Source organism: Stenotrophomonas koreensis, from assembly GCF_001431525.1.
GTDB lineage: Bacteria > Pseudomonadota > Gammaproteobacteria > Xanthomonadales > Xanthomonadaceae > Stenotrophomonas > Stenotrophomonas koreensis.
This window is the reverse complement of sequence record NZ_LDJH01000021.1, coordinates 1-13911: the sequence shown is the minus strand read 5'-3', so window position 1 is coordinate 13911 and position 13911 is coordinate 1. Positions and strand designations below refer to the sequence as shown.

Sequence of the window (13911 nt, the reverse complement as noted above, 5' to 3'; positions counted from 1 at the left end):
GCGTGCTGGCCCTGGCCAGCTTCTGGTGCGCGGCGCTGCTGCGCAAAGGGGCGGCGCAGCACCGAGCGGCAGGCAAGGTGTTCCTGGTGGCGATGGCGGTGATCGTTATCACCTCGCTGCCGATCACCCTGGAGTTTGCGCTGTACCGCCAGCGGCCGCTGTCTGCCCTGTTTCTGGCCTACCTGATGGCGCTGACCGCCAACGGGGTGTGGATGGCCTGGCGGGCGGTCACCGACAGGCGGGACTGGCGCGTGCTGGTGGCGCGGCCGGGCTGGTCACTGACGTTGTGGCCGCTGGCGCTGCTGGCCCTTGGCGTACTGGTGGGCGGGCTGCTCAACGGCCAGCCGTTGATGATCACGTTTTCATTGATCGGCCTGTGGGCCAGTACCCGCATGTGGCGGTTTGCACGGCGCGGACCGGTGCATGCCAACTGGGCGCTGCGCCAGCATTACCAGTCCATGCTCGGCGCCGGCATTGCCACCCACGTGGCGTTTCTGGGCATCGGCATGCGGCCGTTCTGGCGCTGGTTGCAGGCCCATACCGTGGTGCCGGCCACGCTGATCGAACTGTTCCCCTGGCTGGCACCGGTGCTGGTGGCGGTGGTGATCGGGCGCGTGCTCAACAAACGCTACGGCGGCAAGGCCGCCGCAGCGCTGCATTGAGGGGTGGGCTCAGAAGCGGTTGTCACCGTCCAGCAGGCGGCCCAGACCACCGAGCACCGAGCCTTCGCCACGGTCCTGGCCACCGCCCTGCGGAGCGGCAGCGAACACCCGGCCAGCCAGGCGCGAGAACGGCAGCGACTGCAGCCACACCTTGCCCGGGCCGGTCAGGGTGGCCAGGAACACTCCTTCGCCGCCGAAGATCATGCTCTTGATCCCAGGCACGCGCTTGACGTCCATGTCCACGCCGGCGGTGTAGGCCACCACGCAGCCGGTATCCACATCCAGGCGCTCGCCGGCACGCAACTCGCGCTCGACCACGCAGCCGCCGGCATGCACGAACACCCAGCCATCGCCTTCCAGCTTCTGCATGATGAAGCCTTCGCCGCCGAACAGGCCGGTCATCACCTTGCGCTGGAAATGCACCCCTACCTGCACGCCGCGGGCGCCGGCCAGGAAGCTGTCCTTCTGGCAGATCAGGGTGCCGCCGAGCTGGTCCAGCTTCATCGGGATCACCGTGCCCGGGTAGGGCGCGGCAAAGGCCACCCGTGCCTTGCCCGTGCCGGTATGGGTGTAGAGGGTGGCAAACAGGCTTTCACCGGTGATCACACGCTTGCCGGCGCTCAGCAGCTTGTCCATGAAGCCGCCACCGGCGCCTTCGTGGCGGCCGTCGCCGAACACGGTGTCCATCTGCACCGAGGCGTCCTTGAACATCAACGCGCCGGCTTCGGCAATCGCGCTCTCGCCGGGGTCCAGCTCGATTTCCACGAACTGCATTTCCTGGCCGTGGATGGCGAAGTCGATGTCGTCGTTGCGGCGGCCGGCAGCGGCGTGGTGGGTGCCGCTGGGCGCGGTGGCCGGCAGCGGCGGCATGCCGGGCAGGGCTGGCGGGCCACCGGCGCTGGCCAGTTCGGCGACCTGCGCCACCGGTGTCCAGCCGGTCATGCCGGCACGCCACACCTGGGCCTGCGGGTACTGGGCAGCGTGCTGGCGGGCGGTGGCGTCATCAAACGGGCCGAGGCGGTCGGCCTGGCCGGGAATATGGAAGTACCAGGTGCTCATGCGGGCGGGGTCCGTTGGCGGAAAGGCCCAGTGTAGAAGGGCCGGCGAGCGCTGCGGAAATGTGCGCCGCAAAGGGAAAATGAATGCGCGCGCGTTGCGGGTGCGGTGCTGTGCTGTGCTGCAACAATTTCGCCCTGTAAGGCACCGAAGGCCGGTGTCGTCCACAACCCGAAGGTTACTGACATGTCCATGTCGTCCCGCTCCGCCCACGTCCGCACCCCGGTCGTGCGTCCCCTCGTCGCCGCGCTGGCGGCCCTGATGCCGGCCATGGCCCTGGCCCAGGACAATGCCGCGCAGCAGGCGGCCACGCTGGACACCATCAGCGTCACCGCCGCGCGCAAGAGCGAGAACATCCAGGACGTGCCGGTCTCCATCAGCACCGTCAGCGGCGAGAAGCTGGACGCACTGGTCTCCGGCGGCACCGACATCCGTTTCCTGTCCGGCCGCGTGCCGAGCCTGAACATCGAATCGTCCTTCGGCCGTGCCTTCCCGCGCTTCTACATCCGCGGCTACGGCAACACCGATTTCCGCATGAACACCTCCCAGCCCGTGTCGCTGGTGTACGACGACATCGTGCAGGAAAACCCGATCCTGAAGGGCTTCCCGCTGTTTGACATCCAGCAGGTCGAAGTCCTGCGTGGCCCGCTGGGCTCGCTGTTCGGCCGCAACACCCCGGCCGGCGTGGTCAAGTTCGACTCGGTGCGCCCGTCGCAGGAGTTCGAAGGCTACGGCAAGGTCGGCTACGGCAGCGACAACCTGTGGAACGTGGAAGGCGCCGTCGGCGGCGCGCTGAGCGAGCGTTGGTCGGCACGCGCCTCGATGCTGTACCAGCGTCGCGACGACTGGGTGGAAAACACCGGTACCGGCCCGAACGATGGCCTGGAAGGCTATGACGAATCGGCCGCCCGCGTGCAGTTCCTCTATGAAGGCGAGGACTTCCAGGCCCTGCTCGGCGCCCACGCCCGCCGCCTCAACGGCACCGCACGCCTGTTCCGCGGCAACATCTTCAAGCCGGGCACCAACGACTTCGTCGAAGGCTTTGACGAGAACCGCATCGCCATCGACGGCCAGAACCACTCCGAACTGGAAAGCCAGGGTGCCAACGCCCGCCTGGTCTGGGACCTGGGCAGCTACCGCCTGCACTCGATCACCGGTTTCGAGACCCTGGAAACCTTCAGCGTCGGCGACATCGACGGCACCAACGAGTTCTACACCGCTGACGTGCCGTTTGCCTCGGAAACCGCCGACGGCATTCCGCACCACTCGCAGTTCACCCAGGAGTTCCGCATCGAGTCGCAGTACGGCGGCCCGCTGAACTGGCAGGCCGGCGTCTTCTACTTCAACGAAGACTATGACGTGGACAGCGTCAGCTACGACACCACCAATGGCTCGGTGCAGGATGGCTTCCAGCGCATCAACCAGGCCAATGACGCCTGGGCGGTGTTCGGCGGCATCAACTACCAGGCCAGCGACAAGCTGGAGCTGCGCGCCGGCCTGCGCTACACCGTTGACGAGAAGGACCTGGTGGTCAAGGACTACTGGAACACCGGTTTCTCGCCGTGCGTGCTGTCGGCCAAGTGCGACCTGGCCGGCCTGCTGGCTGCCCAGCAGCTGGCCTATGCCAATGGCGATGCAGTGGACCCGTTCCTGAGCGCCTCGACCAAGGACAAGAAGGTCAACTGGGACGCTTCGGCCACCTATGCGGTCAATGACGACGTCAATGTCTACGGCCGTGTGGCCACCGGCTTCCGTGGCAGCTCGATCCAGTCGGCCGGCGCCTTCAACGAAAAGACCGTGGCCAGCCCGGAAACCGTGCTGTCCTTCGAGCTGGGCATGAAGGCCGACCTGTGGGACAACCGCGCCCGCGTCAATGCCAGCGTCTTCCACTACGAGGTCAAGGACCAGCAGCTGACCGCCGTGGGCGGCGCCACCGGCAACGCCAACATCCTGCTCAATGCCGAAAAGAGCACCGGCAAGGGCTTTGAAGTGGACATCCAGGCCTGGCTGACCGACAACCTGCTGGTCACCCTGGGCAGCGGTTACAACCACACCGAGATCAAGGACGCCGACCTGAGCGTGGCACCGTGCATGTCCTGCACCGTGACCAACCCGGTCGATGCCAACGGCAAGGTGCTGATCAACGGCAACAGCCTGCCGCAGGCACCGAAGTGGACCCACAACCTGACCGCGCGCTGGTCCACCCCGGTGGGCGATGCCGGTGAGTTCTATGTGTTCACCGACTGGGCCTACCGCAGTGACGTGAATTTCTTCCTGTACGAGTCCAAGGAGTTCTCCGGCAAGTCGCTGACCGAAGGCGGCCTGCGCGTGGGCTACAGCTGGAACCAGGGGGACTACGACCTGGCCCTGTACGGCCGCAACATCACCAACCAGATCCGTGCCACCGGCGCGATCGACTTCAACAACCGCACCGGCTTCATCAATGAGCCGCGGCTGTTGGGCGTCGAGTTCAAGACCCGCTTCTGAGCCCTCCCGGGTCTGATCGGGCATCCACGAAGGGCGCGGGCAACCGCGCCCTTCGTCATTTCCGGGCGCTGGCCGTGGCGCGGGCGAGCATCGGACTGTGATCCATGCACGAATTCACAATGCGTAATGGACACAGAATCAGCTCGCACGGCCGCGCCGTGCCCGGGCGGCTGCGGTAGGGGAGTACGGTGGCCCGGCCAGACCGATCCATCAAGGGAGGGGATATGGCAATTGCGATGCAACGCCTGGCGTATGCCGGGCTGCTGGGAATGGGGCTGCTGCTGGCGGTACCGCAGGCACAGGCCAACCGCGGGGTGGCCTTCGTGCACGGCACCGGCAAGCAGACCGACGCGCTGAACAATTACTGGGAGCCGGCGATCGTCAACACCGTGCGCGCCGGGCTGCCCAACAGCGCCAACTACGTGGTGATCAACTGCGATTTTGAAAAGTACATGTGGACCAGCGAGGCGGCTGGTTGCCTGGCCACCCAGCTGACCAACTTCATCAATGCCCGTGGCATCACCTCGATGACGGTGATCACCCACTCCAACGGCGGCAATGTGATGCGCTGGATCCTGTCCAACCCGACCTGGGACAGCCGCTACCCGAACATCATTGCCAAGACCCGCAAGGTCAATGCCCTGGCCCCGTCCTCGGCCGGTACGCCGCTGGCCGATGCGGTGATGAACGGCAACACCTTCGAGCAGGCGCTGGGTTGGCTGCTGGGCTACAAGAGCGATGCGGTGCGCATGCAGCAGGTCAGCTGGATGGCCACCTACAACGCCAACAACCTGTATGGCACCAGTGGCCGTCCGGCCCTGCCCAAGCCGTTCCGCGCGGTGGTGGGCACCGACGTGGAGTCCTCGCCGTTCGACAACGACAGCTATTGCGGTGGCTATGCCTCCAATGTGGGCCTGGAAGCCACCCAGAACTGGCTGGCCTCCTGCTCCGACGGCTTCCTCAACTGCACCAGTCAGTCGGCGGCCGGCACGGTGTGGTTCCGCGACATCAACCGCACCCGCGACGGTGAGCCGTTGAGCCATGGCCAGAGCCGGCGCAACTGCTTCAACCTGGACACCATCCTGCGTGCCGACGTGAACCTGTGAGGAGCCAAGCGATGAAGACCCGATTGATGATCGCGCTGGCCCTGGCCGGTGCCAGCAGTGGTGCCTGGGCAGCAACGGCAGGCGTGTTTGAAAAGACCTTGCCGGTTCCCGCCGTGGCTGACCGGATTGCCGATGGCGTGGTCGCCGCGCCGCTGCCGCCTGGGCAATTTGAACGTGAGCCGGTGCAGTTTGCCTGGGCGCTGGACCCGGCTGAGCCGGTGTTGTCCGCCGCACCGGAGGTGATGGAAAGCCGCAGCTTCTGGCGCACGGTGGAGGCGGCCGAACTGCAGCGCGGGGTGGAGGTGGAGCTGTCCGCGCCCGGGGCGGTGATCCAGCTCAGCCCGGCCCCCGGGGCGCGTGCGCTGCCGGTCCAGGCCCTGCAGGTGCGTGATGCCGGCAACCGGGTCCAGGCCCGGCGTGCGTTTGACAGTGCGCAGCTGCAGCAGGCCGGCATGCCGGTGGCCGCCGGCAGCACCCTGCTCAAGCTGGAAGGCGGCGCCCCCGGCCGGCACCGTGTCCAGGCCGAGGGAGCCCAGGGCCGCTACGTGATGCAGGTGCTCGAACCGGACAGCCCGGTGGTGCTGCGTGCGCGCAGCGACCGCAGCGTGGCCCTGAGCGGTGGCCGGTTGGCGGTACAGCTGGACATGGATGGTGCGCAGACCGCGCCGGCCGCGCTGGCCTCCCGCCTGCTGCGGGCCCCGGTGGCCGGCCAGGGCCTGCTGGTGGCCCCGGACGGGCGCAACTGGGAGGTGCCGCTGCGGGCGCGCCGTGACGGCGGGCTGGAGGCGCTGGTCAACCTTCCCGGCGAGGGGAGTAGTGCACCGGGCCTGTGGGAGCTGCAGCTGTTCACCGAGCAGGCCGGGATCGCCCGCGATACCCGGCTGGCGTTCGCGGTGGCGCGGCCGACCGCGCGCATCGCCGGCAGCATCCGTGCCGCCAACCTGGCCGACCTGCGCTTCCCGCTGCAGGTCGGTGCGCCGGGGCGGTACGAGGTGCGTGCCACCCTGTTTGCCACCGGCAGTGATGGCCAGCTGCGTCCGGTGGCCCAGGGCCACAGCGCGGCCTGGTTCAACGCCGCCGGTGCCGGCCAGCTGCGGCTGTCCTTTGCCGGTGTCGCGTTGCCGGCCGGGTATGGCGCACCGTACGAGTTGCGCGAGGTCGAGCTGCACGACCAGAGCCGGATGGCGCCGATCGAGCGTCGCGCCCGCGCGCTGCGCTTCTGACCCAGCCACAGCACCCGCGGGACAGGACGGAGCCGGTGACCCCGGCTCCGTTTTTTTCAGTGCTGGTGGGCACCGGCCCGCTGTTTTTCCGGATCACGCCGGGGCTGGAAGCCAGGCTCAGGCCGACAGCGGCAGTACCTGTACCTGCAGCCGGCCGGCATGCTGGTACAGGTGCAGCGGAGCATCAAACGCGGTGGACAACGGCCCGTCCTGCAGCACCTGCGCGCGCGGGCCATCGGCGACGATGTGGCCGCCGCGCATCAGCAGCACCCGCTCGATTTCCGGGATCACCTCTTCGATGTGGTGGGTCACCAAGATCAGGGTGATGCCCTGCCGGGCCAGCTGCGACAGGGCATCGAGCAGCTGCTGGCGGGCCACCACATCCAGCCCGGTGGAGGGCTCATCCAGCAACAGCGCCTGTGGCTGGTTGACCAGCGCGCGTGCGATCAGCACCCGCCGCTGCTGCCCGGCCGAGAGCTCGGCATACGGCCGCTCGGCCAGTGCCTGCGCACCGACCTGGGCCAGTGCGGCCAGCGCGCGCTGGCGCATGTCCGGGCTGATTTTCTGGTGGCCGGGAACCACGTGGCTGGCAAAGAAGCCGGAAATCACCGCATCCAGCGCATTCAGGCCGTGCTGGTCGGCCAGGCTGTGTTCCAGGTCACCGCTGACGATGCCCAGCTGGTTGCGCAAGCGGTCCACCTGCCAACGGCTCTGGCCCAGCACCTGGACCGGCGGTTGGCCGTCGGCGCGTGCCAGCGGGTACAGCTCGCGGGTGATCAGCTTGATGAAGGAGGATTTGCCGCAGCCATTGGGGCCGAGCAGGGCGGTGTGCTGGCCCTGGGCGATGGCCAGGCTCAGGCCATGCAGCACGCGCACCTGGCCGCGGATGACATGGGCCTGATCGAGCTCGATCAACGGCACGCTTGCGGTGGTGGAAGCAGAGGGGCTCATGCGCAATTCCAGACAAAAACAAAACCGTCAGCGTGGCAACGCATGACAGGTGCAGTGTGGCGCGATAGCAACGAAGATGTCTCCCTCTGTGACCGGGCAAGGGTTATTTTTGTGCGCACGATCCCATCGATGGCCTGCCGCAAGGGCAACACCCCGGCCCGACTTGGCCTGCTGTGCCTGCTGGCCTGGCCGTGGTGGCTGCAGGCGCAGGACAGCGACGCCGGCGCGCAAGCGGCGGTGGAAACCACCGGTGGCTATCTGCAGCGCATGGACAGCGATGGCGATGGCCGCATCAGCCTGGCCGAATACCAGGCCTGGATGGGCTATGGCTTTACCCGGATGGACCGCGATGGCGATGGTCTGCTCAGTGCCGCCGAGCTGCCGGGTGGGCGCGGCAGGCCGATCACCCTGGCGGCGCATCAGGCACAGATCGCCCAGCGTTTTGCCCGCCAGGATGCCGATGGCGATGGTTTCTTGAGTGCGCGTGAACTGGCCGCGCCACCGCGCTGAGCCTGCGCCACCCAGCGCACTACAATCGCCGCCATGCCTGAATTGCCCGAAGTCGAAACCACCCGCCGTGGCCTGGCCCCGCACCTCACCGGTCGCCGCATCCATGGGGTGATCGCCCGCCGCGCCAACCTGCGCTGGCCCATTCCCGCCGACCTGCACGAACTGCTGGTCGGCCAGCCGGTGCTGGCGGTGCGCCGCCGGGCCAAGTACCTGCTGATCGATGTGCCCAGCGGCAGCGTGATCATCCACCTGGGCATGAGCGGCAGCCTGCGCGTGCTGCCTGGCGACACCCCGTTGCGCACCCACGACCATGTGGACATCTGCCTGGACAACGGTCACGTGCTGCGCCTGAACGACCCGCGCCGCTTCGGTGCGGTGCTCTGGCAGCCGGCCGGCACCACCCACGAGCTGCTGGCCGGGCTGGGTCCGGAGCCGCTGACCGACACCTTCGACGGCGACTACCTGTTTGAACGCAGCCGTGGCCGCAAGACGGCGGTGAAGGCGTTTGTGATGGACCAGGCGGTGGTGGTCGGGGTGGGCAACATCTACGCGGCCGAAAGCCTGTACCTGGCCGGCATCAGCCCGTTGCGCCCGGCGGGGGGCATCTCGCGGGCGCGCTATCTGCGCCTGGCCGGGCACATCAAGGACGTGCTGGCCTACTCGATCGAGCGCGGCGGCACCACCCTGCGCGATTTCATCAGCCCGGACGGCCTGCCGGGTTACTTCGAGCAGGAGCTGCTGGTGTACGGACGCGAAGGCGAACCCTGCCCGGGTTGCGGGCGCGCGCTCAAGCATGCAATGATCGGCCAGCGCGCCAGCGTCTGGTGCGGCCACTGCCAGCGTTGAACTGGCCCGGAGGTGTTGGACATGCTTTCGAAATGGCGTCTGTATCCGAGCAGTCTTGTGGCAGTAGCCATCGCTCTGCCGCTTGCCAGCCTGCTGGGCTCGGCGGCGGTGCTGGGCAGCGAATGGCAACATTTCGGTGTCCAGGCCGGGAGCTTGATCGTACTGGTGGCGGCCTGGCTGGTCGTCATCGCGGGGGCACCGGTGGCCTTGCTGATCGGGGCGCCGCTGTACGCACTGCTGGCCGGCAACGGGTATGCGCGCTGGTGGAGCGTGTTGCTGGTGGCCGTGCTGCCCTCGTTGCTGGTGGCCATGCTGGAGCCGTCTGTCGGTGCGGCGGCCATGTTGTTCGGGGCCCTCACCGCACTGCTGACCCACCTGCTGCACCGCCATACGCGACTGGGGCGGTGGGGGCTGGGCGCCACCACCCGCGCGACGGCACCGCCGGCCTGAGCACGGTGCGGGCTCAGGGATTACAGCGGCAAAACGTCCTGCATCGGTTCGATTCGGCCCTGGCCCTGGGTGACCTTCTTGAACTCGGCGCGAGATACCGAGACGTAGCGCTCGTTGCCGCCGATCTCCACCTGTGGCCCGTCCTGGACGGCGTGGCCCTGTTCGTCCACACGCACGTTCATGATGGCCTTCTTGCCGGAGTGGCAGATGGTCTTGATCTCCTGCATCTCGTCGGCCCAGGCCAGCAGGTACTGGCTGCCCTCGAACAGCTCGCCGCGGAAATCGGTACGCAGGCCGTAGCACAGCACCGGGATGCGCAGCTTGTCGACCACCTCGCTCAGCTGCCAGACCTGGGAGCGGGAGAGGAACTGCGCCTCGTCCACCAGCACGCAGCTGAGCTTGCCCAGCGCGGCAATGTCGCGCTCGATCAACTGTTCAAGGTCGGTCTCGTGCTGGAAGGCCACCGCATCGCTGCGCAGGCCGATGCGCGAAGCCACCACCCCGGCACCGGCACGGTCATCCAGACGCGGAGTGAGGATGGCCACCCGCATGCCACGTTCGCGGTAGTTGTGCGCGCTCTGCAGCAGGGTGGTGGATTTGCCGGCGTTCATCGCCGAGTAGTAGAAGTAGAGCTTGGCCATGGGCAGGGATTTTACCTCCTGCCGCACGGCTCTCACTGTTTTGTTTACGGGTGGGCGGGGGGCACCGGCGGCTGGGTCGGCGGCAGCACCGGTTCCAGCGAGGAGGCCGGCAGGTTCTGCGGCAGGCCGACATCGACCGTGCCCACCGGCACCTTTTCCCAGGTGGCATCCTGCCAGCGGTGGTATTCCACCGGGTCCCAGTATTTGGGCGCGTAGTATTCCGCGCCCTTGATGGTGCGCGACATACCGCCGGACTCGTACTGGATGTCCATGTTGCTGACCTGCGAGCCGGTGCGGCTGCCGGTCAGTTCCAGCTTGGCCCGGCGCAGTACCTCGGCCATGCGCGGCTTGGCCACCGCATCGCCGTATTCAGCAAACAGGTCGGCCTGAATGCGCTGCGAGCGCTGCCGCTGTTCGGCACTCAGGCCGGCGGCGAAACGCTCGCGCATTTCCACGAACATCGGGTAGCCGCGTTCGGCGGCCACCGTCATCCAGGCGTGGGCCAGGGCACGATCGGCCGGCATTTCCACGCCATGCCAGTACATTTCGGCCAGATACCCTTGCGCGGGCTTGTCGGCATAGCGGGCAGACTGGCGGAAATAGTCCATCGCGGTGCTGACTTCATGGCGATGCAGCGCATCCACCGCCCACTTGCGGTAGCGCAGGTCGGGGTGATGGTCCAGGAAGCCCGGGACGGCCATGACTCGCTGATCTGCCAGACTGGCCGACGGGCCAGATGCCAGTGCAGGCGACAGTGGCAAGGCAAGGCAAAGCAACAAAACTAAACGGCGCATCGTGACAGCCTGGGTGAAAGGGTGAACAGGGTAAAGAGCGGCTTGCAGGTTTGTAAAATGACAGCCCTCAGTTAATCGCCATGACAGTTGTCACGACAAGGGTGTCCATGCTCGACAAGCTCAATCCTCCCCAGCGTGCTGCCGTGCTCCATGCCCAGGGGCCGTTGCTGGTGCTGGCCGGTGCCGGCAGCGGCAAGACCCGTGTGATCGTGGAGAAGATTGCCTACCTGATTGAAACCGGGCGCTACAGCGCGCGGCGGGTGGCGGCCATCACCTTCACCAACAAGTCGGCCAAGGAAATGCGCGAACGCGTGGGCAAGCGCCTGCGTGGCGAGGTGGCCAACGAGGTCACCATCTGCACCTTCCATGCGCTGGGGCTGAAATTCCTGCAGATCGAGCATGCGGCGGTCGGACTGAAGCGCGGTTTTTCGATCTTCGATGCCGATGACGCCAAGGCGCAGATCAAGGACCTGTGCGGCGGGGCCAACGCCAAGCCCGATGACGTCGATGATGTGCTGAACCTGATCTCGCGGGCCAAGAATGCGGGCTTGTCGCCGGAGCAGGCGATGGCCGCGGCGCGCAGCAACCGTGAGATCAACGCGGCCCTGGTCTATGGCCTGTACCAGGCGCGCCTGACCGCCTTCAACGCGGTGGATTTTGACGACCTGATCCGCCTGCCGGTCCAGGTGCTGGAGGAAAACCCGGACATCGCCCTGGCCTGGCGCGAGCGCATCGGCTACCTGCTGGTGGACGAATGCCAGGACACCAACGATGCCCAGTACCGCCTGCTCAAGCAGCTGGCCGGCCCGGCCGGCAACTTCACCTGCGTCGGTGATGACGACCAGTCCATCTACGCCTGGCGCGGGGCCAACCCGGAGAACCTGCACAACATGGGGGTGGAATACCCCAACCTGCAGGTGATCAAGCTGGAGCAGAACTACCGCTGCTCCAACCGCGTGCTGCGCGCGGCCAATGCGCTGATCGCGCACAACCCGCACGAACACCTGAAGACGCTGTGGTCCGACCAGGCCGATGGCGAGCGCATCCGCGTATGGGAGTGCCGCAATTCCGAGCACGAGGCCGAGAAGGTCGCCGCCGAGATCCAGTTCCTGGGCAACAGCCGCGGCATCCCGTGGAGCGATTTCTGCATCCTGTTCCGTGGCAACTTCCAGAGCCGGCCGCTGGAAAAGGCGCTGCAGCTGGTCGGGGTGCCGTACCACCTGACCGGCGGCACGGTGTTTCTGGAGCGGCAGGAGGTCAAGGACACCCTGGCCTGGCTGCGCCTGCTGGTGAACCCGGATGACGACACCGCCTTCATGCGCGCAGTGCAGTCGCCCAAGCGCGATGTCGGCGCCGGCACCCTGGCCAAGCTGGCCGAGCTGGCCGCCGAAAAGGACATGCCGATGGCGCAGGCGGCCGAAAGCATGGGCGCACTGGCCCAGCTCACCCCGCGTGCGGCCAACAGCCTGAGCAAGTTCACCGACATCGTGCGCGCGCTGCGGCATGACATGCGCGAGCTGTCCTCGGCCGACCTGATCCGTCGCCTGGTCAAGGACTGCGGCCTGCTCACCGAGCTGCGCCACCAGGCCAAGGACGAGGCCGGCTACCAGCGCCGTGCCGCCAACCTGGAAGAACTGGCGCAGTGGTTCGAGCGCGGTCCGCGCGGGGCCAGCGCCGCCGACCTCGCCGCGCAGCTGGCGCTGCTCTCGCGCAATGACAAGGACGATGGCGGCAATGCGGTGCGGATGATGACCCTGCATGCCTCCAAGGGCCTGGAGTTCCCGTACGTGTTCATCGTCGGCTGCGAGGACGGCGTGCTGCCGCACCAGGTCAGCCTGGACGAGGGCAACCTGGAGGAGGAACGCCGCCTGCTGTACGTGGGCATCACCCGCGCCAAGATCCAGCTGTGGATGACCTACTCCAAGTTGACGCGCAAGTTCGGCGAACACATCCGGCTCAAGCCCAGCCGCTTCTTCGACGAAATTCCGGCAGCGGAAATGCAGCGCGACGGCGCCGACCCGGTCGCCGATGCCGCGCACAAGCAGGAACGCGCCAAGGCCGGCCTGGCGGCGATCCAGGCGTTGTTTGACGACTGAGCCCGGCGCCGGCAAGGCCATCATGGCCGAGACCGCCGGTTTCATTGCACGCGAGGTGCCGGCATCGGGCTATGTCAGCCTGCTGGCCGATGGCCAGGCCCATCGCCTGTACCAGCAGTTCGGCTTCCAGCTGACCGCGCCGGCCAGCGTGGGCATGGGGTTCAGCAAGACCACCGGCAGTCCCGACTGAGGGCGGGTGCCAAGGGTGGCGCGGCTGTCCGCTGCCGGCGTCAGCCGGCGACGGAGCGCATGTCGGCAACAAAAAACCGCGCCGGGCAAGGGCGCGGTTGCTGTGTTTCCTCGCTGCGGTCAGCGGCCGTTGCCGGCATCAGCCGAGGCGGACGTGGATTTCCTCCAGCTGCTGCTGCAGCTGCGCCAGCTGGGCTTCGAGCTCGGCCACGCGGGCTTCCAGCGCGCTGTTGTCGCTGCCGATCACCACCGGGGCCGTGCTGCGGGCGGCGGCGGCCAGCGCCTGCACATCGACCGGGCCGCAGAGCAGGTGCACGTAGCGGTCCTCGCGCTGGCCGGGGCCGCGCGGCAGCTGCAGGGCCAGGGCCGGTTCGCGGGTGCACAGGCGTTCAAGCTGGTGGCGTACTTCCTCGGCATCGGCAAAGCGGTGCAGGCGCTCGCTGCGTGCGAACAACTCGCCCACGGTCTGCGGCCCACGCAGCAGCAACAGCGCCAGCAGGGCGGTCTGTTGGCGGGTCAGGTTGAAGGTGCTGTCCAGCCGGTGCTCGTAGCGTTCGGCGCGGCTGGAGAACTGCTGCCGGGCCAGGCCCAGGCTTTCCAGCTCGCGCAGGGCGCGGTGAACCACGCCCTGTTCCAGCGCCATCAGCGGTTCGCGCGCGGTCTTCTGGTTGGCGGCGCTGAGCGCGGCATTGACGGTGAGCGGGTAGACATCCGGGGTGGTGGCCTGCTTTTCCACCAGGCAGCCGAGCACCCGGGCCTGGGCAGCATCGAGCACGGGCAGGGCGGGGGTCACATCTGACGCTGCCGAAGATATGGAGTGGGTTGACCTCGGAGATCCCCATATCATTACAAACCAATAAGATAGTGCTCAAGATACACATCACAAGACTGACGTCGACA

At 67.3% G+C, this 13911-nt stretch carries 13 protein-coding genes and 1 pseudogene; 9 read left to right on the top strand and 5 right to left on the bottom strand.

Annotation, left to right across the window (positions count from 1 at the left end):
- Positions 1-662: hypothetical protein (locus ABB25_RS14770; RefSeq protein ID WP_160319434.1), on the top strand; the 662-nt coding region annotated here is incomplete at its 5' end.
- Positions 663-671: 9 nt separating this feature from the next.
- Here ABB25_RS14770 and ABB25_RS11270 read toward each other — a convergent pair.
- Positions 672-1721 (bottom strand): TIGR00266 family protein, encoded by a 1050-nt coding sequence (locus ABB25_RS11270; RefSeq protein WP_057666854.1) that lies wholly within the window; start codon positions 1719-1721, stop codon positions 672-674.
- Between the two features lie 189 nt (positions 1722-1910).
- Here ABB25_RS11270 and ABB25_RS11265 point away from each other — a divergent pair, with 189 nt between their 5' ends.
- From ABB25_RS11265 to ABB25_RS11255, 3 genes are all read left to right on the top strand, one after another.
- Positions 1911-4205: a TonB-dependent receptor gene (locus tag ABB25_RS11265; protein ID WP_057666852.1), complete on the top strand. Its 2295-nt coding sequence runs from the start codon at positions 1911-1913 to the stop codon at positions 4203-4205.
- Positions 4206-4429: 224 nt separating this feature from the next.
- On the top strand, positions 4430-5311 hold the full coding sequence (locus ABB25_RS11260) for a hypothetical protein (RefSeq protein WP_425477332.1): 882 nt from the start codon (positions 4430-4432) through the stop codon (positions 5309-5311).
- Positions 5312-5322: 11 nt separating this feature from the next.
- Entirely contained in the window at positions 5323-6534 is a 1212-nt protein-coding gene (locus ABB25_RS11255) for a DUF4785 domain-containing protein (protein WP_083488281.1), read from the top strand.
- A gap of 117 nt (positions 6535-6651) precedes the next feature.
- Here ABB25_RS11255 and ABB25_RS11250 read toward each other — a convergent pair whose 3' ends face one another.
- Positions 6652-7485, bottom strand: coding sequence for an ABC transporter ATP-binding protein (locus ABB25_RS11250; protein WP_057666846.1), 834 nt, complete (start codon positions 7483-7485; stop codon positions 6652-6654).
- 111 nt (positions 7486-7596) lie between these two features.
- On the opposite strand from ABB25_RS11250, the gene ABB25_RS11245 reads away from it, so the two are divergent.
- Genes ABB25_RS11245 through ABB25_RS11235 form a run of 3 tightly spaced genes read left to right on the top strand, consistent with a single transcriptional unit; the run spans position 7597 to position 9291 of the window.
- Positions 7597-7995 (top strand): EF-hand domain-containing protein, encoded by a 399-nt coding sequence (locus tag ABB25_RS11245; RefSeq protein WP_244477813.1) that lies wholly within the window; start codon positions 7597-7599, stop codon positions 7993-7995.
- A gap of 33 nt (positions 7996-8028) precedes the next feature.
- Positions 8029-8841 (top strand): bifunctional DNA-formamidopyrimidine glycosylase/DNA-(apurinic or apyrimidinic site) lyase, encoded by an 813-nt coding sequence (gene mutM / locus ABB25_RS11240; protein WP_057666844.1) that lies wholly within the window; start codon positions 8029-8031, stop codon positions 8839-8841.
- Positions 8842-8862: 21 nt separating this feature from the next.
- On the top strand, positions 8863-9291 hold the full coding sequence (locus ABB25_RS11235) for a hypothetical protein (RefSeq protein WP_152981193.1): 429 nt from the start codon (positions 8863-8865) through the stop codon (positions 9289-9291).
- A gap of 20 nt (positions 9292-9311) precedes the next feature.
- Here ABB25_RS11235 and ABB25_RS11230 read toward each other — a convergent pair whose 3' ends face one another.
- Both ABB25_RS11230 and ABB25_RS11225 read right to left on the bottom strand, forming a co-directional pair.
- Positions 9312-9932 carry a thymidine kinase gene (locus ABB25_RS11230; protein ID WP_057666840.1) on the bottom strand — a complete coding sequence of 207 codons (621 nt, stop codon included), beginning with the start codon at positions 9930-9932 and terminating at the stop codon, positions 9312-9314.
- 44 nt (positions 9933-9976) lie between these two features.
- Positions 9977-10633: a sel1 repeat family protein gene (locus tag ABB25_RS11225; protein ID WP_211259318.1), complete on the bottom strand. Its 657-nt coding sequence runs from the start codon at positions 10631-10633 to the stop codon at positions 9977-9979.
- Positions 10634-10833: 200 nt separating this feature from the next.
- Between ABB25_RS11225 and ABB25_RS11220 the strand changes: the two genes are divergently transcribed.
- Both ABB25_RS11220 and ABB25_RS11215 read left to right on the top strand, forming a co-directional pair.
- On the top strand, positions 10834-12822 hold the full coding sequence (locus ABB25_RS11220; protein WP_057666836.1) for a UvrD-helicase domain-containing protein: 1989 nt from the start codon (positions 10834-10836) through the stop codon (positions 12820-12822).
- Between the two features lie 4 nt (positions 12823-12826).
- Positions 12827-13012, top strand: a pseudogene (locus ABB25_RS11215) (GNAT family N-acetyltransferase); the annotation flags it as partial.
- Between the two features lie 138 nt (positions 13013-13150).
- On the opposite strand, the gene ABB25_RS11210 reads toward ABB25_RS11215, so the two are convergent.
- A complete protein-coding gene (locus ABB25_RS11210; protein WP_057666833.1) occupies positions 13151-13858 on the bottom strand; it encodes a YceH family protein in 708 nt (235 codons plus the stop codon).
- Between the last annotated feature and the right edge of the window lie 53 nt (positions 13859-13911).

Coding starts and splice junctions, on each gene's coding strand:
- ABB25_RS11210 (WP_057666833.1), bottom strand. CDS start 13,858: ATGATATGGGGATCTCCGAGGTCAACCCACTCCATATCTTCGGCAGCG.
- mutM (WP_057666844.1), top strand. CDS start 8,029: ATGCCTGAATTGCCCGAAGTCGAAACCACCCGCCGTGGCCTGGCCCCG.
- ABB25_RS11270 (WP_057666854.1), bottom strand. CDS start 1,721: ATGAGCACCTGGTACTTCCATATTCCCGGCCAGGCCGACCGCCTCGGC.
- ABB25_RS11225 (WP_211259318.1), bottom strand. CDS start 10,633: ATGGCCGTCCCGGGCTTCCTGGACCATCACCCCGACCTGCGCTACCGC.
- ABB25_RS11260 (WP_425477332.1), top strand. CDS start 4,430: ATGGCAATTGCGATGCAACGCCTGGCGTATGCCGGGCTGCTGGGAATG.
- ABB25_RS11265 (WP_057666852.1), top strand. CDS start 1,911: ATGTCGTCCCGCTCCGCCCACGTCCGCACCCCGGTCGTGCGTCCCCTC.
- ABB25_RS11250 (WP_057666846.1), bottom strand. CDS start 7,485: ATGAGCCCCTCTGCTTCCACCACCGCAAGCGTGCCGTTGATCGAGCTC.
- ABB25_RS11255 (WP_083488281.1), top strand. CDS start 5,323: ATGAAGACCCGATTGATGATCGCGCTGGCCCTGGCCGGTGCCAGCAGT.
- ABB25_RS11235 (WP_152981193.1), top strand. CDS start 8,863: ATGCTTTCGAAATGGCGTCTGTATCCGAGCAGTCTTGTGGCAGTAGCC.
- ABB25_RS11230 (WP_057666840.1), bottom strand. CDS start 9,932: ATGGCCAAGCTCTACTTCTACTACTCGGCGATGAACGCCGGCAAATCC.
- ABB25_RS11220 (WP_057666836.1), top strand. CDS start 10,834: ATGCTCGACAAGCTCAATCCTCCCCAGCGTGCTGCCGTGCTCCATGCC.